This window comes from Maribacter sp. Asnod2-G09 (assembly GCF_045063795.1).
Classification (GTDB): domain Bacteria; phylum Bacteroidota; class Bacteroidia; order Flavobacteriales; family Flavobacteriaceae; genus Maribacter.
In genome coordinates this window covers 1,254,470-1,272,753 of record NZ_JBEFOA010000005.1, presented here as the reverse complement: position 1 = coordinate 1,272,753, position 18,284 = coordinate 1,254,470, and the positions used below count along the sequence as shown (strand labels likewise).

General features: G+C 35.0%; 17 protein-coding genes. 16 read left to right on the top strand and 1 reads right to left on the bottom strand.

Translation table 11 applies throughout. The features are described from left to right. Nucleotides 1-3: 3 nt before the first annotated feature. Nucleotides 4-867 carry an aldo/keto reductase family oxidoreductase gene (locus ACJJVT_RS17490; protein WP_405400416.1) on the bottom strand — a complete coding sequence of 288 codons (864 nt, stop codon included), beginning with the start codon at nt 865-867 and terminating at the stop codon, nt 4-6. A 171-nt stretch (nt 868-1,038) separates the two neighbouring features. On the opposite strand from ACJJVT_RS17490, the gene ACJJVT_RS17485 reads away from it, so the two are divergent. The 16 genes from ACJJVT_RS17485 to ACJJVT_RS17410 all read left to right on the top strand — a co-directional run bounded on the left by ACJJVT_RS17485 (nt 1,039) and on the right by ACJJVT_RS17410 (nt 18,263). Next, on the top strand, nt 1,039-2,040 hold the full coding sequence (locus tag ACJJVT_RS17485) for a MoxR family ATPase (RefSeq protein ID WP_303598798.1): 1,002 nt from the start codon (nt 1,039-1,041) through the stop codon (nt 2,038-2,040). An 86-nt stretch (nt 2,041-2,126) separates the two neighbouring features. Further along, nucleotides 2,127-2,993, top strand: a complete 867-nt coding sequence (locus ACJJVT_RS17480) for a DUF58 domain-containing protein (RefSeq protein ID WP_324024942.1) — start codon at nt 2,127-2,129, stop codon at nt 2,991-2,993. Between the two features lie 5 nt (nt 2,994-2,998). After that, complete coding sequence (locus ACJJVT_RS17475) at nt 2,999-4,660, top strand: hypothetical protein (protein ID WP_405400415.1); 1,662 nt, start codon at nt 2,999-3,001, stop codon at nt 4,658-4,660. After that, nucleotides 4,661-5,659, top strand: a complete 999-nt coding sequence (locus ACJJVT_RS17470; RefSeq protein WP_405400413.1) for a vWA domain-containing protein — start codon at nt 4,661-4,663, stop codon at nt 5,657-5,659. 1 nt (nt 5,660) lies between these two features. After that, nucleotides 5,661-6,707 carry a VWA domain-containing protein gene (locus ACJJVT_RS17465; protein ID WP_405400411.1) on the top strand — a complete coding sequence of 349 codons (1,047 nt, stop codon included), beginning with the start codon at nt 5,661-5,663 and terminating at the stop codon, nt 6,705-6,707. Then, nucleotides 6,700-7,554 (top strand): tetratricopeptide repeat protein, encoded by an 855-nt coding sequence (locus tag ACJJVT_RS17460; protein ID WP_405400409.1) that lies wholly within the window; start codon nt 6,700-6,702, stop codon nt 7,552-7,554. Before ACJJVT_RS17465 ends, ACJJVT_RS17460 begins: the two co-directional genes overlap by 8 nt. Nucleotides 7,555-7,613: 59 nt before the next feature. Further along, nucleotides 7,614-9,338, top strand: coding sequence for a BatD family protein (locus tag ACJJVT_RS17455; protein WP_405401057.1), 1,725 nt, complete (start codon nt 7,614-7,616; stop codon nt 9,336-9,338). Nucleotides 9,339-9,340: 2 nt separating this feature from the next. Next, nucleotides 9,341-10,102: a tetratricopeptide repeat protein gene (locus tag ACJJVT_RS17450; RefSeq protein ID WP_405400408.1), complete on the top strand. Its 762-nt coding sequence runs from the start codon at nt 9,341-9,343 to the stop codon at nt 10,100-10,102. 58 nt (nt 10,103-10,160) lie between these two features. After that, the gene (locus ACJJVT_RS17445; RefSeq protein WP_405400407.1) at nt 10,161-10,454 is read left to right on the top strand and encodes a hypothetical protein; all 294 of its coding nucleotides are present in this window, start codon (nt 10,161-10,163) and stop codon (nt 10,452-10,454) included. Nucleotides 10,455-10,523: 69 nt separating this feature from the next. After that, nucleotides 10,524-12,116 (top strand): SulP family inorganic anion transporter, encoded by a 1,593-nt coding sequence (locus ACJJVT_RS17440; protein WP_405400406.1) that lies wholly within the window; start codon nt 10,524-10,526, stop codon nt 12,114-12,116. A 65-nt stretch (nt 12,117-12,181) separates the two neighbouring features. Then, on the top strand, nt 12,182-12,811 hold the full coding sequence (locus tag ACJJVT_RS17435) for a carbonic anhydrase family protein (protein WP_405400405.1): 630 nt from the start codon (nt 12,182-12,184) through the stop codon (nt 12,809-12,811). Nucleotides 12,812-12,981: 170 nt separating this feature from the next. Further along, nucleotides 12,982-14,856 (top strand): SulP family inorganic anion transporter, encoded by a 1,875-nt coding sequence (locus tag ACJJVT_RS17430; protein WP_405401056.1) that lies wholly within the window; start codon nt 12,982-12,984, stop codon nt 14,854-14,856. A gap of 71 nt (nt 14,857-14,927) precedes the next feature. Further along, nucleotides 14,928-15,947, top strand: coding sequence for a phenylalanine--tRNA ligase subunit alpha (gene pheS, locus ACJJVT_RS17425; protein ID WP_405400404.1), 1,020 nt, complete (start codon nt 14,928-14,930; stop codon nt 15,945-15,947). 9 nt (nt 15,948-15,956) lie between these two features. Further along, a complete protein-coding gene (locus ACJJVT_RS17420) occupies nt 15,957-16,352 on the top strand; it encodes a hypothetical protein (RefSeq protein WP_405400403.1) in 396 nt (131 codons plus the stop codon). A gap of 243 nt (nt 16,353-16,595) precedes the next feature. Continuing rightward, nucleotides 16,596-17,075, top strand: coding sequence for a GbsR/MarR family transcriptional regulator (locus ACJJVT_RS17415; protein ID WP_405400402.1), 480 nt, complete (start codon nt 16,596-16,598; stop codon nt 17,073-17,075). 102 nt (nt 17,076-17,177) lie between these two features. Continuing rightward, on the top strand, nt 17,178-18,263 hold the full coding sequence (locus tag ACJJVT_RS17410; protein ID WP_405400401.1) for an efflux RND transporter periplasmic adaptor subunit: 1,086 nt from the start codon (nt 17,178-17,180) through the stop codon (nt 18,261-18,263). Nucleotides 18,264-18,284 lie beyond the last annotated feature (21 nt).

Genomic DNA, 18,284 nt, shown 5'->3' with positions numbered 1-18,284 from the left:
TGATTATGCAACTTCATGTCCTTCGTTAGCTTCTAGCAAGATAAACCAATCTTGAACATCCATATCAATTGATACCGCATCCATTGCCATTTTTAATCGCCTTGGTGTCGCCGTGCCTACCACAGGGTTAATATTAGAAGGGTGTTTTAAGATCCAAGCCAATAAAAGTTGATCTTCTGTTGCATCATATTTTTTACTTAAATCAACCAATACTTTTTTAATTCTTGCATTTGCCTTTGACTCTTCTCTAAAATAATTGCCAAGCGGACTCCAGCTCATTGCTAATCGGTCAAAAATGATACAATCGTCTAAAGTACCATCGTTCATTACTGTGTTAGATGACAATGAAAACTCTACTTGATTCGCCTCAACTTGAATTTCCTTTTCTATAAGTTGAATTTGAGACGGCGTAAAATTCGACACTCCGAATTGCCTGATCTTTCCATCATTCTTTAATTTATCTATGGCTTCTGCAATCTCTGAAGGGTTCATTAATGGACTAGGTCTATGCAATAACAGCATATCTAAATGATCTGTCTGTAGCATTTTCAAAGACCGCTCTACCGATGATATAACATAGTCTTTATCATAATCGTAGTGCTTAATCCTATTGGTTCTTTCCTTTACATCGAATTGAATACCACATTTGCTGATCAATTGAATGTCTTCTCTCTTGATGGCACTTTTTTTATATGCTTTACCGAAATCTTCTTCATTGGAATAATCACCATAAATATCGGCATGATCAAAAGTGGTAATGTTATTTTCTAAACAATGATTCATTAGTGAAATCATCTCGGTGGTAGAATGCTGTTTACCCCATTTACCCCAAGTCATTGTACCCGCAATTATTCTAGAATATTTCAATGTATTGTTATTTGATTAATGAAATTAAAAAGAAATCCCTTAAAACCTTCATAAAAATATGGGGTTTTCCATTTTTTTAACCTATCATTAACAGCGACTGAGTGAATAAATTTTCAATTTGCATAACTGTTAAAATTAGAAGCCTTAACAATCAATAATATATAGTTTTAAATGGAAGAAAATACTTCAATTGACATTAGTGCTGTTAATGAGAAAATAGCAAAAGAAAGCGCTTTTATCGATTTACTGATGCTTGAAATGAATAAGGTAATCGTAGGCCAGAAATATATGGTCGAGCGATTATTAATCGGACTTTTAGGACAAGGTCATATTTTGTTGGAAGGGGTACCCGGTTTAGCAAAAACCTTGGCGATCAACACACTTTCAAAAGCTGTTAAAGGTAGTTTTAGTAGAATACAGTTTACACCAGATTTGCTGCCTGCAGATGTTGTTGGTACAATGATCTACAATATGAAATTAAACGACTTTTCTATTAAGAAAGGTCCGATTTTCGCAAATTTCGTTCTTGCAGATGAGATTAACCGTGCACCTGCTAAAGTTCAATCTGCTTTATTGGAAGCTATGCAAGAGAAGCAAGTGACCATTGGTGACGAAACTTTTATTCTTGATAAACCTTTCTTAGTAATGGCAACCCAAAACCCAGTTGAGCAAGAAGGTACGTACCCGTTACCTGAAGCGCAAATTGACCGTTTTATGTTGAAAACCGTTATTGATTATCCGAAAATTAATGAAGAGCAGTTAATCATGCGTCAGAATTTATTGGGTAATTATGAGACCGTAAACGCTGTTGTATCCATAGAACAAATACTTAGTGCACAGAAAGCAGTACGTGAAGTATATATGGACGAAAAGATTGAGAAATACATTCTTGATATTGTTTTCGCTACTAGATATCCTGAAAAATATAATTTAGAAAGCTTAAAACCTTTAATCAGTTTTGGTGCATCACCAAGGGGAAGTATCAACTTAGGTACCGCTGCTAAATGTTATGCTTTCATTAAAAGAAGAGGTTATGTTGTTCCTGAAGATGTACGAGCTATTGTACATGATGTTTTAAGACATAGAATAGGAATCACTTACGAGGCAGAAGCTGAAAACATTACCTCTGTTGATATCATCAACAAGATTGTAAACGAGATAGAAGTACCTTGATCTGCTTGTGATATTCGGTAAATACAATTATTTGATACCGAATATGACACACTGCTAACGGAGACTGTAAACTGTTTACTAAAAAAATGGATACCAAAGAGCTACTCAAAAAAGTACGGAAAATTGAAATAAAGACGAGACGTCTTTCTGACCATATGTTTGGTGGGGAATACCACTCTACCTTTAAAGGTCGTGGTATGACTTTTAGTGAAGTACGACAGTATCAATTTGGTGATGATGTAAGAAATATTGATTGGAACGTTACCGCCCGATATAACGAACCTTACATAAAGGTTTTTGAAGAGGAGAGAGAATTGACCATGATGTTGATGGTAGATATTAGCGGATCTGAATTATTCGGTACTACCAATCAATTTAAAAATGAAATCGTTACCGAAATATCTGCAACGTTAGCTTTTAGTGCGCTACAAAATAATGATAAGGTCGGTGTCATCTTGTTCTCTGATCAAATAGAACTTTTTATTCCGCCTAAAAAAGGAAAAACACACGTTTTACGCATTATTAGAGAGTTGATAGAATTTAAGCCTAAAAGCAACAAAACAGATATTGCACAGGCATTAAAATTCTTGAGCAGCATCATGAAAAAGAAAGCTATCGTTTTTGTTCTTTCTGATTTTATTGATGAAGGATATGAAAAGACGTTAAAGATTACAGGTAACAAGCACGACGTAACAGGTATTCGCATTTACGATGAACGTGAAGAAACCATCCCGAATATAGGTATGGTTCAAATTGAAGATGCCGAAACCGGTAAACTACAATTGGTGAATACCAAATCTAAAAAAGTACGTAACGCTTATGCTACATATAACAGAGAACGTGTTGCTTATTTTAAAGAATCGTTTACCAAAGCTGGTTGCGGAGTTTTAGATTGCAGGGTCGATGAGAGTTATGTGAAAAAATTATTGGGCTATTTTAAACGAAGAGGTTGATACGAATGATGACTACTAATAGAACAATTGAAAGCGGTGTTTCGTTCATAAAACGAATTTCACCTTTATTGGTATTTCTGCTGTTCTTCGTTGAACTATCTGCTCAAGAACGACCAAATATTACGACAAAGGTCGATACCACTTTTATTAAAATTGGCGAACAGGTTCAATGGACGGTTACGGTCGATATAGATTCTACTGATTTTGTTATTTTCCCGGAGGGACAAACATTTTCTCCATTAGAAACCGTAGAGGCATTCGCTACAGATACCACAAGGGAAAAAGACAGACTTACACTTCAAAAAATATACGCCCTTACACAATTCGATTCTGGTGCGTACAAATTACCATCGCAACGTATAGATATTAATGGAACCGGCTATATGACCGATTCTACACTGATCAATGTAGCTACCATACCAGTAGATACCTTAAATCAGAAAATGTACGACATTAAACCACTTATCAATGTCGAAAAAAGCAACCTAGCTTTTTGGAAATACTTACTCATAGGTTTACTGGTTTTATTGATTTTTGGTGGACTCTTATATTGGTTCGTATTTCGTAAAAAACCACTTACCGAAGAAGAAAAAGTAGCTCTTTTACCACCGTATGACAGAGCCTTATTAGAACTTAAACGTTTAGAAAATTCTAAATATCTAATTCAAGACGAGTACAAAGAGTATTATTCTGAATTGACCACCATTGTACGTTCTTACTTAGAGGAAGACGCCCATGTAACTGCCATGGAAAGTACAACAGGACAACTAATTGAAAAATTAGAACTTCTAAAAGATGCCGGAGAATTGCAGTTAGATGATGACACCATCAAACAATTTTCACAGATATTACAAACGGCAGATTTAGTGAAATTCGCCAAGAACAAACCTTCAACATCGGTTGCAGAACAAGATAGAAAGCTAGTTGAGCAGATTGTAGAAAAAACACACGAAGCTTTACCAGAACCAACGGAAGAAGAGTTGCTAGAACAAGCCGAATACCAAGAAGAGCTTGAGCGCAAGGCTAAAAAGAAGAAAATAAAAATTGCTATAATATCTACCGTAGCCTTAATTCTAATAGGCATTACCATTGCCGGCGTAAAATTCGGATTCGGTTATTTAAAAGATACCGTTTTAGGGCACCCTACAAAAGAACTTTTAGAGGGCGAATGGGTACGTAGTAGTTATGGTTTTCCTCCTATTCAAGTAGAGACTCCTCAGGTTTTGGTCCGTCAAAAAATAAAATTACCTGCAGAAGCTAAAGCTGCCATTGAAGATATACAGGCATTTCAATATTCTAGTCCGATCGGTCTTTTTAATGTAGCAACAACATCTGTAACACTAGCACAAAAAGATGTAGAACCAGAGTTTGATAAAACCATTGAACAGATTTTATCGAATTTTGAAAGTCAGGGTGCAAAGAACATCATTACCAAGCAAGAAGAGTTTAGCACTATTAGCGGAGTTAAAGGGGTGAAAGTTTATGGTAGTGGTAAATTTTTAGCACCAGGATCTGAAGAATTAATGGAAGGCGAATATACCGTGCTCCTATTTGGAGGAAAAGGTTTTCAACAGTATGTAATTCTTACTTGGTTAAAAGATGACACGTACGCACAAGAAATAGTAGACCGAATTTTAGCATCGGTTGAAGTAAAAACAGAATTATAAATGTTCGAGAATATATCATTTGCAAATCCTGATTTCTTTTGGCTGTTTTTATTACTGCCATTAGCAATCGTGTGGTATATATTTAAACAAAAAGAGCAAACCGCATCTTTGCGAATTTCTAGCGCAAAAGGTTTTACCTATAATAGTATTTTGCCAAAATTAAAGCCAGGTTTGTTTATTCTGCGCATATTGGCATTAGGTGCCATCATTGTAGCGCTGGCAAGACCACAGACAGAAGATATATCTACAAGAACCAAAACCACAAAAGGTATTGATATTGTAATGGCTATTGATGTTTCTTCTAGTATGCTTGCAAGAGATTTAAAACCTAACAGACTATCGGCACTGAAAGAAGTTGCTGCAGATTTCATCAAGCAAAGACCTAATGACCGTATTGGTCTTGTTGCTTATGCTGGTGAAGGGTATACTAAAACACCCATTACTACAGATAAAGCTATTGTGCTTAATGCTCTTTCAGAAATTTCATACGGGCAATTAGATGATGGTACCGCCATTGGTATGGGACTAGCAACTTCTGTTAACCGCTTAAAGGATAGTAAGGCGAAAAGTAAAATCATCATCTTGTTGACCGATGGTGTTAACAACACTGGTTTTATTGAGCCACAAACCGCATCTGAACTTGCACTCGAATTTGGCATTAAAACATATACTATTGGTCTAGGTACTAACGGTAATGCCCTTACACCTATTTCTTATAATGCCGATGGCTCTTTCAGGTTTGGCATGCGACAGGTAGAAATAGACGAAGAATTACTGAAAGATATCGCAAATACTACAGGAGGGAGATATTTTAGAGCTACTGACAACGAATCTCTAGAAGAAATCTATGATGAAATCAACAAACTAGAAAAAACTGAGGTAGAGGAATTTAAATATTACCGCTACGAAGAGAAATTTAGACTTTGGATTTTATTAGCTGGAGGATTGCTTTTATTAGAATGGATTTTAAGAAACACGCTTTTTAGAAGCTTTGTATAATATGGTACAGTACGACGAAAAAATATATTTCTATTTACTCATTATCATTCCGGTGATAGTGGTGTTGTTCCTATTATTATTGGTATGGAAAAAGAGAACACAAAAGAAATTTGCAGACACTGAACTTTTAAAAAGGCTGACACCAAATCGTTCTTATAATAAAGGAGGTTTAAAATTGGTTGTTTTTATTCTTGCATTGGCGCTTATGATTGTAGGTCTTGTAAATCCTAAAATTGGCACAAAACTAGAGACCGTTAAAAGAGAAGGGGTAGATATTGTTTTTGCTGTTGATGTAAGTAAAAGTATGCTTGCAGAAGATATTGCCCCAAACAGATTGGAGAAGGCAAAAAGATTGGTTTCTGAAATTATAAACCAACTTGCAAGTGACCGTATCGGTATTATAGCCTACGCTGGGCAAGCATACCCACAACTACCAATTACAACTGACTATGGTGCTGCAAAAATGTTCTTACAGGGCATGAATACAGATATGCTAACATCTCAAGGTACGGCTATTGACCAAGCGATTGAACTAGCTACTACTTATTACGATGATGCAGAACAGACCAACCGTGTATTATTTATTATCTCTGATGGCGAAGATCATTCTGAAGGTTCTACCATAGACGCTGTAGAAGATGCCGTTGATGAAGGTATTATTATTTACACTATAGGTGTTGGTAAAGAAAAAGGTGCTCCGATTCCGATTAAAAGAAACGGAATTTTAGAAAGCTTAAAAAAGGACAGTCAAGGTGAAACCGTAATTACTCGATTAAATGAGAATGTTTTAGTAGATATCGCAAATGAAGGTGATGGACAATATATAGATGGTTCTAACACCGATGCAGCTGTAGAATTTATTAAAGAAGAATTGTTGAAAATGGATAAGAAGGAATTCGAAGCCAAACAATTCGCAGAATATAAAGATCAGTTTCAATGGTTTATTGGCGGGGCATTGTTGCTTCTCTTTTTAGATATATTTATCTTGGACCGCAAGACAAGCTGGTTAAAGAAACTTAATTTGTTCAATGAGAAAAGAAATGAATAAAATAAATACAGTTTTAATACTACTTTTTATTTGCTTTTCATCTTTTGCTCAAGAGGTTGATGAGAAAGAAAAACAAAAGTCTTTACAATCATCTACCAATCTTACTTGGGATGCTAACAAGGCATTATCAGAAGATGATTTTATTGCTGCAGAAGTAGATTACAGAAAGGCAATTTCAAAGAGTTCAGATAACAGTGCTGCCCCTTACAATTTAGGTAACGCCTATTATGAAAATGAAACGTATAATGAAGCCTTTGGTAGATTTAAAGAAGCTGGCGAAGCATCTACATCTAAAGCAGATAAACACAAAGCTTACCACAATATGGGTAATGTTTTTATGAAGCGTAAAGATTATGCTAAGGCGGTAGAAGCTTATAAAGAAGCCTTACGTAATGATCCTACAGATGAAGAAACCCGTTATAATTTAGCCTTGGCAAAAGAGCTTTTGAAAAAAGAGCAAGACGAAAACAAGCAAGATCAAGACGATAAGGATAAGGACAAAGATCAAGACGAGAACAAAGACGAAGATAAAAAGGACGAAGGCGACAACGAGGACAAGAAAGACCAAGGCGAAGACGGTGACAAGGGTGACGAAGGCGATAAAGACGAAGAGAAGAAAGATGACAACAAGGACGGTGAAGGGGACAAATCTGATCAAAAGAAGAAACCTGAACAGGGCGATGGCGACAACGAACAAGAGCAACAACAACCTAGACCTAATCAACTTTCTAAGCAGCAGGTCGAGAATTTATTGAGAGCCATGCAAAATGCAGAAAAAAAGGTACAAGATAAAATCGATGCTAAAAAGGTAAAAGGTGCTAAAATTAAAACCGAAAAAGATTGGTAGACTTTAAGTCCATAGCTAAACTTGGGTTAGTATTAACCGTTTTTCTATCATCAATTTTGATGATGGGCCAAGATAACAGTGCTGTTACTTTTGAGATGAAACTAAGCAAACCTAAGCTTGGTTTAAACGAAAGACTGCGTGTAGATTTTATTATGAACCGTGATGGCGATAATTTTAGTCCGCCAGATTTCAACGGATTCAAAGTAGTTATGGGACCTTCTCAATCTATTAGTTCTTCATGGATCAATGGTGTTAGAAGTTACTCGAAATCGTATTCATACACACTATCTCCTACTGCAAGAGGTAAATTCACTATTAAACAAGCATCTATTGTAATTGGTGGGGAAACCTATAAGTCATTGGCGCAAAATGTAGAAGTAACTGCAGCGGTTGATAAGCCTAGTGATCAAATGACAGCTGATGATATAGCAGATGAAAATTTACATTTGGTTGCCGAGATTTCAAAAACCAATCCGTATTTAAATGAAGCCATTACGGTTATTTACAAATTGTATGTAAGCCCAGATATTAGGGTGTCGAATTATCAACCTTTAGACAACCCAACTTATAATAATTTCTGGAGTCAAGATATTAAAGTAAACATGCTTAGTGCGCAAAATGGCACTTACAAAGGCAAACCATATCGTTATGTAATCTTAAAACGTGTGGTTCTTTATCCTCAAAAATCTGGAAAATTAAACATCGAACCTTTATCTCTTGAGGTAACGGTTGATGTTCCTACTGCAAGACGAGATTTCTTTGGTCAACGAATGTTTGCCCAAACAAACAAAACTGTATCTGCCGGTAATAGAACTATTAATGTAAAAGCATTACCAATAGACAATCAACCTGCTGATTTTAATGGTGCTGTAGGTGATTTTGATTTTTCAGTAACGACAAGCAAAACGAGTTTAAACGCGACAGAATCTTTACAAGCAACGGTAGAAGTAAGTGGTAAGGGAAATTTAAAATTATTTAAGCTTCCAGAACCTGAATTACCAAGTGCGTTAGAAGTTTATGAGCCCGAGTTTACAGAAGGTGTTAGAACTACCTTGGCAGGTATGCAAGGTAAGGTGAGCAACCAATACACCATAGTGCCATCTTTTAGAGGTAAATATCCTATTTCACCTTTGAGCTTTAGTTATTTTAATCCATCCACCGGAAAATATACCACGTTAACATCCGATGAAATTGTTATTAATGTTTTAGAAGGTCCGTTAAGTGCTTCGTCTAATTCTGATGCAAATACCAATAGCAACAAGCAATCGGTTATTAGCAGCGGAAATGAATTCAATTTCTTAAAACTTACACCTAATCTAACAAGTCAATCAGCTTCATACTTTTTTAATTCCACCGCCTTCTATGCGTGGTTATTGAGTCCGTTATTACTAATTCCTTTAGCCATTTTCTTTAGAAAGAAAAGAGATGCTATCGCTGGTGATATTGTTGGCAATAAAATTAGAAAAGCGAACAAACTTGCTCGCAAGTATTTATCTGCGGCAAGAAAACAATTGGGCAATAAAGAATCTTTTTATGTCGCACTTGAACGAGCGCTACATAATTACTTGAAGGCTAAGCTGAAGATTGAAACTTCAGAGTTCAGTAAAGATAAAATCAACGAACTGCTTACAGAGAAGCAAATAGACGACACTACAGTAGACAGCTTTATAGCGCTTCTTAAAAATTGCGAAGCGGCAAGATATAGCCCATTCTCAAACGTACAAATGCAAGCCGATTATGATAAGGCAAGCGAGGTAATTTCTATAATGGATAAACAATTATAAGTATGTTCAAAAAGCTAGCTACTCTTATTAGCCTTTTCTCGGTTTTCTTTTGCGCCGCTCAGAACGACAAATTGTTTGAGCAGGCAACCGAAGCATATAATGCCGGTGAGTATGAACAGGCAGTAACGTATTATAACGATATTCTTAGTAATGGCAAGCATTCTACTGCCGTATACTATAACCTAGGTAATTCATATTACAAGCTTAATAAAATTGCTGAAAGCATCTATTTTTATGAGAAAGCTTTACTGCTATCACCAAACGATACAGAGGTAAAAACAAATTTGAGTTATGCTCAGAACATGACCATTGATGCTATTGATACCATGCCCGAAACGGGATTATCAAAACTGTATAAAAACATAACAGGTAAATTAACTTTTGATCAATGGGCGTATGTAGCCATTGGCTTTATGTTGCTTTTTGTTCTTCTATACATCTACTTTTACAACTCTAGTTACAGCACTAGAAAACGATTTACATTTATTGGTAGTTTACTTGCGCTGTTCTTATGTTTAATTTCTGTTCTTTTCGCATTTATACAACGAAATGATTTTGATAAAAATCAACCTGCAATAATTTTCGCTGAAGAAAGCATTGTAAAATCTGAGCCTAATAACACTAGTGCAGAAGTATTTTTGATTCATGCAGGTACCAAAGTAAATGTTTTAGACCAGTTAAATGATTGGAATAAAATTAGATTATCAGATGGTAAAACAGGGTGGATTCAAAACTACGAACTTAAACTGTTAAAGGATTTTTAGAAGATTGTTAACAGTATTTAACCATTTCAACACTATCTTTACGATTGATTTTTAGTATATGACATTTTTCGCACGCATTACTTTATTGTTATTATGGCTTTTTGCAGTTACTGCACCGAGCATTATAACGCTATGCGATGTTGACAACCCAATAGTAATTACCAACCTTAACGAAGAAGAACAAGAGTCTGGTAAAAAATCTATGGGTGAAGAAAAGTTCGTTAAAGAAAATTCTTTAGATTTTTCAATAGTTGCCATTTTTGAAAATTCAATTAATAGCAATTTTAATATTGAAGGTTACCAAGACCTATCATTAGAAGTATTATCTCCCCCACCAGACCAGACTATTTAGTCATTTCTGTTCTTTATCAATTAACTAATCTGTCCTGAACTAATTCGAGGGCACAATTATATTATTTACATGTTTAAACATATCAAAAATGATATTCCTGCGAGTATCGTTGTATTTTTCGTTGCACTACCATTATGTCTAGGTATTGCTTTAGCTAGTGGAGCTCCATTATTTTCAGGTGTAATCGCCGGTATTATCGGTGGTGTTTTAGTGGGTGGCCTTAGTGGTTCTAAAATCGGAGTTAGTGGCCCTGCTGCAGGTCTTGCTGCAATTGTATTAACAGCAATTGGTACGCTAGGCGGTTATGAAAATTTCTTAGTAGCAGTTGTGCTAGGTGGAATTATCCAAATGGTATTCGGAATTTTAAAGGCTGGAGTAATTGGTTATTATTTTCCGTCTTCTGTAATTAAAGGAATGCTTACCGGTATTGGTATTATTATCATTCTAAAACAGATTCCTCACTTTTTCGGATACGATCCTGACCCAGAAGGTGATTGGGCATTTTTTCAAGTAGATGGTGAAAATACATTTTCAGAGATTCTTAATACTATAAATAATATTAGCCCGGGCGCTACCTTAATTGCTATTATTGGTCTTGCCATTCTTTTACTTTGGGATAAGGTACTTTCTAAAAAAGGTAAAGTATTTCAAATTATACAAGGTCCATTGGTGGCTGTTGCTATTGGTATCTTATTTTATGTTTTTACACAAGACAACGAAGTATTAGGAATATCAAAAGAACACTTAGTAAGTGTTCCTGTACCAGAAGATTTTTCATCTTTTATAGGGCAATTTCGCTTTCCTAATTTTGGTGCCATAACTAATCCGCAAGTTTGGATTACTGCTTTTACCATTGCGTTAGTTGCCAGTTTAGAAACTTTACTTTGTGTAGAAGCAACAGATAAACTAGACCCGCATAAAAATGTAACGCCGACCAACAGAGAATTACTTGCACAGGGTGCTGGTAACATCGTATCTGGTCTTATTGGTGGTTTACCAATAACTCAAGTAATCGTTCGTAGTTCGGCCAACATACAATCTGGTGGTAGAACTAAATTATCTGCCATAATTCATGGTTTCTTATTATTGATTTCTGTAGTCTTGATTCCAACATTATTGAATATGATTCCGTTATCGGTTTTGGCTGCTATTTTGTTTATTGTAGGATTTAAATTAGCAAAACCAGCCTTATTCATAAAAATGTATAAATTAGGATGGAAACAATCTATACCATTTTTTGTAACTGTTATAGGTATTGTTTTTACTGATTTACTAGTTGGTATTAGTTTAGGTCTTGCTGTAGGTATCGTTGTTATTTTATTAAAGAGCTACCAAAACTCTCACTTTCTTCATATCGAAGATAATAGTGATGGTAAGCATAAAATTAAAATGACTTTGGCAGAAGAAGTTACTTTTTTCAACAAAGGTGCTATTTTGAAAGAGTTGGACAGTCTTCCTGAGAACACCTACTTAGAACTTGACGTCTTAAAAACAAGATTCTTAGATTATGATATTATAGAAATATTAGAAGATTTCAGCCATAAGGCCAAAGAAAGAAATATTGACATTAAGCTTATTTCTAAGCGCGGTGTTGTAGAGAATCCGCCAAGTTATATCGAATTCTTTGAGCAACGACCAAAATCGAATGTAAGTTTAAGCTAAAAATTATAAAAAGTTAATACTGATTTTACAACAGTAATTAAAAAATATCTTAATAAAAAAATAATATGAAAGCACATACTAAAGAAACTCAAGCAACGATGACCCCAAAGAAATCTTTAGATTTCTTAAAGGAAGGAAATCAGAGATTTCAAAATAACTTAAAAGCAAATCGTAACCTTTTAGAACAAGTTAACGATACTAGTGAAGGTCAATTTCCTTTCGCTACCATACTAAGTTGTATAGATTCTAGAGTTTCTGCCGAATTGGTTTTTGACCAAGGACTAGGAGACATTTTTAGCGTTAGAATAGCTGGTAACTTTGTAAACGAAGATATATTAGGTAGTATGGAATTTGGTTGTAAACTAGCCGGCACAAAATTAATTGTCGTTTTAGGTCATACAAGCTGTGGTGCTATTAAAGGTGCTTGTGATCATGCGCGATTAGGTAACCTTACCGCTCTTATCAATAAGATAGAACCTGCGGTAGATGCGGTTAAAGAACCAACCGACGAGAGTTTAAGAAATTCTAAAAATTTAGAATTTGTAGATAGCGTTTCTGCAAAAAATGTAGAATTGACTATTGATAATATTAGAACTCAAAGTCCCGTTTTAGCTGAAATGGAAAAAAACGGCGAAGTACTAATAGTAGGTGCTATGTATGATATTGCTACAGGTGCCGTTGATTTCTACAACTAGAAGTCGTTTATATAAAATAGAGCTTATAAAACCGATGAAATTCATCGGTTTTATTATACTAGGAAATCAATCAATTATTCGCAGCCAACGATAATTTATTAATAAAATATGAGTAGAATCCGGTCTCAAAGATGTGATTCTATTTCACTTAAATTGATTATTTTATGAATATGAAAAATCTATTTTCAAATTTCAAAGGAGATTTATTTGGCGGTATCACTGCGGGTATCGTTGCTTTACCGCTAGCACTAGCGTTTGGGGTTAGCTCAGGTATGGGACCAAGTGCCGGATTATATGGTGCAATTTTCATAAGTTTTTTCGCTGCACTTTTTGGTGGAACAAATACACAAATTTCTGGTCCTACTGCACCTATGACCGCAGTAAGCATGGTGGTAATTGGCGGTATAGTAGCCATGAACGATGGCAGCATAGAAAAAGCATTACCAGCTATTCTAGTAGTTTTTCTATTGGCAGGGTTAATGCAAATAGGTCTAGGTCTTTTAGGAATAGGTAAGTACATTAAATACATTCCATACCCTGTAGTTTCTGGTTTTATGACTGCAATTGGTGTTATAATACTAGTAACACAAATTTTACCCGCAATTGGTTATTACCCAAAAGAAGATGCCGAGTTTGTAAATAATTACAAACCCATGGCAGAACAAATTATTTTAGAAAACATATTAAAAGAAGAGGCCGGCGAAGGTATTTTAGTTCTCGAGGATTTTAAGGAAACAATTTCTAAAGCTGAAGATATTACCGAAGCAGATAAGCTAAAAGAGGCACAGACGTTGGCAAACTCTGAAGCATCGGGAGTAATAGGCGCTATTAAAGTATTACCAAGAGCATTAAATAATATTATTTGGCTAGAATTAATTCTTGCCCTTTCTACAATCATTATTATTTATGGCTTCAAGAAAATTACTACTGCAATACCAAGTGCTTTGGTTGCATTGATTGTAGTATCTGGTGTAGCATACGGTTTTGGACTGAATTATAGAACTATAGAAGAAATACCAAGTGGTTTTCCTATGCCAAATCTAGGCATCTTTACCGAGTTCGATTTAAACACTGTTACTCCATATGTCTTTACGGCTCTTACTTTAGCTTTACTGGGCGCCATAGATTCCCTGCTAACCTCTGTGGTCGCAGATAATATGACCAAAACAAAGCATAAGCCAAACAAAGAATTGGTAGGTCAAGGTATAGGTAACAGTATAGCAGCAATATTTGGTGGTATACCTGGTGCAGGTGCTACCATACGTACTGTAGTAAATATAAATGCGGGTGGTAAAACCAAATTATCTGGTATGGTGGCAGGCATTCTACTGCTTATTGTCCTTTTAGCCCTTGGCCCTATCGCGTCAAAAATACCGGCAGCTGTTTTGGCAGGTATACTCGTTACCGTTGGTCTAGGCGTAATGGATTATAAAGGCCTTAAGGCTATACCAAGTTTACCTAAAGATTTAAGCATAGGTCCTTTAAAATTTAGTTCAGAAGTGGTAATCATGCTTGTGGTACTTGTACTATCTTCTATTTGGAATTTAGTATATGCAGTGGGTGTTGGTTTAGTTCTCGCTTCTTTAATGTTCATGAAAAAAATGGGCGATTTAACCGCAGAACGCTCAGATGTAAAGTCGTTGGAGAAAGAAGTTAACTGGCCAGATGAGGCCGCTTTTCCTTTAAGTTTACAAGAAGAAGTTTTCATAAAACATTTAAAAGGTCCATTATTCTTTGGATCTACGAGTGAGTTTCAACATTTGGCGGATCAAATACCCAATACGGCATCTACCGTAATCATAAGAATGGGCAGAATGGAATACATGGATCAATCAGGCTTATATACCTTGGAAGATGTTTTGTTCGGACTTAGAAAATCTGGAATTGATATTCTATTTGTTGATGTCCTTAAACAGCCTAGATATATGATGGAACGTGTTGGTGTTATTCCAGAATTAATACCAGAAGAGCATATTTTTAAATCGTTTGATGAGTGTTTAACCTATGTTAAGTCTAATGTAAAAGATAAATTTGCTAATAGCTAATTCATCTTAAGCAACAAAAACATATCATACCTGTTTTAAAAGTTTTAAATTTGCGGCTTTAATCAACATTCATGATTGATAAGATAAAAGAAGAAATTTCTGCAGTAGCATCGTTCACAGCTGACAATATGGAAGCTGTTGAAACGTTTCGAATTAAATATTTAGGTAAAAAAGGTATTTTTAACAGCTTCTTTGCGGAGTTTAAAAATGTACCAAACGACCAGAAAAAAGAGTTCGGGAAGACCGTAAACCAACTTAAAAATACTGTTACAGAAAAAGTAGAATCTTTAAAAGAGGTTTTAGAAAGTAACCAAACAGACGAACAGGTATATGGCGATTTGTCTAGACCTGGTAATACTATAGAATTAGGTGCGCGTCATCCTATTTCAATAGTTAAGAATAAAATCATTGATATTTTCTCTAGAATTGGTTTCAACGTTTCTGAAGGTCCAGAGATAGAAGATGATTGGCATAATTTTACGGCATTGAATTTACCAGAATACCATCCTGCAAGAGATATGCAAGATACTTTCTTTGTTCAAACTGATCCAGATATTCTTTTGCGTACACACACCTCATCGGTTCAAGTTCGTTATATGGAAAACCACCAACCTCCTATTCGTACCATATCTCCGGGTAGAGTATATAGAAACGAAGCTATTTCAGCACGTTCTCATTGCTTCTTTCACCAAGTAGAAGGTTTGTATATTGATAAAGATGTTTCGTTTGCAGATTTAAAACAAACACTTCAATACTTTACGGCCGAGCTTTTCGGAAAGTCTAAAATTAGGCTAAGACCTTCTTACTTTCCATTCACAGAGCCTAGTGCTGAAGTTGATGTATACTGGGGACTAGAAACTGAATCTGACTATAAAATAACCAAAGGTACTGGCTGGTTAGAAATTGGTGGTTGCGGTATGGTAGACCCAAATGTGCTAACAAATTGCGGACTAGATCCTGAGGTTTATTCAGGTTTCGCTTTTGGAGTTGGTATCGACCGTATAGCTATGCTTCTTCATCAAATAACTGATATACGTTTATTAAGCGAAAATGATTTACGCTTTTTAGAGCAATTTAGAAGCGCCCTATAATATCGCCTTGTGAAAAAAGATATTGAAATACCTATTGTTAAAGATGTACACGTCGCCATTATTCGCGAATGGAACGAAGAATTCTTGGACAAAGACTGGAATGCTTATATCTTAAACGATCGCGAAACTGCTATTGAAATGACTATGGTAGTTTCAAAAGGTTATGAAGGTGATCGTAAAACTTCAATAATGAGACATAATATTGGTGTTGTAGAAGCCAAATCATTTAAAAAGATTGAAGTTGTACAAGAAGATGTTTTAACATTGAACAACGAGTTTTATGTTACGTTCTATGCCGATAGCAAATTATACGAGAAACGATTTGTCTTCGATAAAAATTCAGTTGCCGAAACAAACCTCATTACTATTCCACTAATTGAAAAAGAGGGCATTTTTGCTTCTTAAATCACTTCTTTCTACATTAACAATTATTATAAGTTGCTTAACAGAGTCTTCTTCCCATAGAAAACACGACGTTTTTTAAATACCCAAACAGTTAAAAATATCTTTTATTGAATTAATTTTCAAATAGTTAGCAGTTATCTTTGTGACTGTAACATAAGTTTAACAAGCTTTAACAAAATTTAAGTTCTTTTAGTTTGTTTGTAACCGAACTAACTATACCTTTGTCGCTTCAAATTTCGAATCATGGAAAAAGAAGAACATAAACAAAGATTAATAGAAGAGCTAGGCGTACATTTTGAAGCTGAATATAATCTACCTCCATTGGCTGCAAGAATATTTGGAAATCTTGTAGTAACTGAAGAAGTAGGTCTTACATTCGACGATTGTCAAATGAAAAGAGGGGCAAGTAAAAGCTCTATTTCTACATCGCTCAATTTACTATTACAATTAGGTATGATAACCTATTTTACTAAATCTGGCGATAGAAGAAGGTATTTTAAAATATCTGACAAGAGCACTTTTTTCATTAAAAAATTAGAGCAGGCTATTAAGAAAGCTACTAATGAATCTAAAATGATTCAAAAAGTTGCCAAGTATGATCAACAGTACAACAATGAAAAATACATTTCTAATAAAGCAAAAATGGACGCGTATTTAAATTGTCTTGACCAAAATGAAGCTACTAATAAAGAAACAATAGAAGCCCTAAGAAAGCTGATTTAAAAAAATTTATAAATTAAGTTCGTTTTATACCGAACAACCTGAATTAACAAAACCTTAACAGGTTCAATTATATTTTCAAATACAAATAAACATCCAATTAAAATGAAAAAGTTATCAATTATAGGAATATTAAGTGCAGTGCTTCTTTTAAGCTCGTGCTTTGGTTCATCAGAAAAACCAGCTCAAGGTCCGGCTGCACCTCCACCACCAAGTTTGAAAGTCGCTAAATTAGAAAAGCAAGACTTAACTATATATAATGAATTCTCAACTACTCTTGAAGGTAAACAGAATGTAGAAATATGGCCAAAAGTATCTGGTTTTGTGCAAGAAGTATATGTTGAAGAAGGTCAAAAAATTAAAAAAGGTCAGTTACTTTTTAAATTAGAAACTCAAACTTTAAATCAAGATGCTAACGCTGCAAAAGCTTCTGTAAATGTAGCGCAAGTGGAAGTTGATAAGTTAAAGCCTTTAGTAGATAAGAATATCATTAGCCCGGTGCAATTAGAAACTGCAAAAGCACAACTTGCACAAGCACAAGCAAATTACCAAAGTGTTACTTCTAACATTGGTTATTCTCGTATCACTAGTCCTGTTGATGGGTATATTGGCGAGATTCCTTTTAAAATTGGTGCGCTTGTAAGTTCTGCAATGGCTAAACCATTAACTACAGTTTCTGATATTAGCGAGGTTCGTGCTTATTTTTCAATGAACGAGAAAGAGCTTTTAAAACTAAAAGAGTCTTTGCCTAAAAATGATAATAACGTTTTAGACTTAGAGCAAGCCCCAGAGGTAACTTTAATTATGATCAACGGTGAAGATTACGCTGAACCTGGCAAAATTGCTATGATCAATACTATTATTAATAGTACAACCGGTAGTGTAACAGCAAGAGCAGATTTTGACAATAAAAATAACTTATTAAGTAGCGGTAGTACTGGTAAAATTAAAATTCCGACTATTTATAGTGGTTCTTATGAAATACCACAAACTGCAACTATTGATCTTCAAGGTAAAAAACTGGTTTACGTTTTAAAAGATGATAATACGGTTACTACAATGCCATTAGATATCATTACCACAACGCAAAAAGGCTTTTTAGTTGAAAATGGAATTGAAGATGGAACTACTATTGTTATTGAGGGAGTTTCTAAATTAAAAGACGGAATGGCTATTAGCCCAGCCAAGTAAGCATCCGCTATTCATTAAAAC

Excerpts from the sequence above, each read along its gene's own strand:
- ACJJVT_RS17485 (WP_303598798.1), top strand. The coding sequence starts at position 1,039 with ATGGAAGAAAATACTTCAATTGACATTAGTGCTGTTAATGAGAAAATA.
- ACJJVT_RS17480 (WP_324024942.1), top strand. The coding sequence starts at position 2,127 with ATGGATACCAAAGAGCTACTCAAAAAAGTACGGAAAATTGAAATAAAG.
- ACJJVT_RS17475 (WP_405400415.1), top strand. The coding sequence starts at position 2,999 with ATGATGACTACTAATAGAACAATTGAAAGCGGTGTTTCGTTCATAAAA.
- ACJJVT_RS17470 (WP_405400413.1), top strand. The coding sequence starts at position 4,661 with ATGTTCGAGAATATATCATTTGCAAATCCTGATTTCTTTTGGCTGTTT.
- ACJJVT_RS17465 (WP_405400411.1), top strand. The coding sequence starts at position 5,661 with ATGGTACAGTACGACGAAAAAATATATTTCTATTTACTCATTATCATT.
- ACJJVT_RS17460 (WP_405400409.1), top strand. The coding sequence starts at position 6,700 with ATGAATAAAATAAATACAGTTTTAATACTACTTTTTATTTGCTTTTCA.
- ACJJVT_RS17455 (WP_405401057.1), top strand. The coding sequence starts at position 7,614 with ATGATGGGCCAAGATAACAGTGCTGTTACTTTTGAGATGAAACTAAGC.
- ACJJVT_RS17450 (WP_405400408.1), top strand. The coding sequence starts at position 9,341 with ATGTTCAAAAAGCTAGCTACTCTTATTAGCCTTTTCTCGGTTTTCTTT.
- ACJJVT_RS17445 (WP_405400407.1), top strand. The coding sequence starts at position 10,161 with ATGACATTTTTCGCACGCATTACTTTATTGTTATTATGGCTTTTTGCA.
- ACJJVT_RS17440 (WP_405400406.1), top strand. The coding sequence starts at position 10,524 with ATGTTTAAACATATCAAAAATGATATTCCTGCGAGTATCGTTGTATTT.
- ACJJVT_RS17435 (WP_405400405.1), top strand. The coding sequence starts at position 12,182 with ATGAAAGCACATACTAAAGAAACTCAAGCAACGATGACCCCAAAGAAA.
- ACJJVT_RS17430 (WP_405401056.1), top strand. The coding sequence starts at position 12,982 with ATGAAAAATCTATTTTCAAATTTCAAAGGAGATTTATTTGGCGGTATC.
- pheS (WP_405400404.1), top strand. The coding sequence starts at position 14,928 with ATGATTGATAAGATAAAAGAAGAAATTTCTGCAGTAGCATCGTTCACA.
- ACJJVT_RS17415 (WP_405400402.1), top strand. The coding sequence starts at position 16,596 with ATGGAAAAAGAAGAACATAAACAAAGATTAATAGAAGAGCTAGGCGTA.
- ACJJVT_RS17410 (WP_405400401.1), top strand. The coding sequence starts at position 17,178 with ATGAAAAAGTTATCAATTATAGGAATATTAAGTGCAGTGCTTCTTTTA.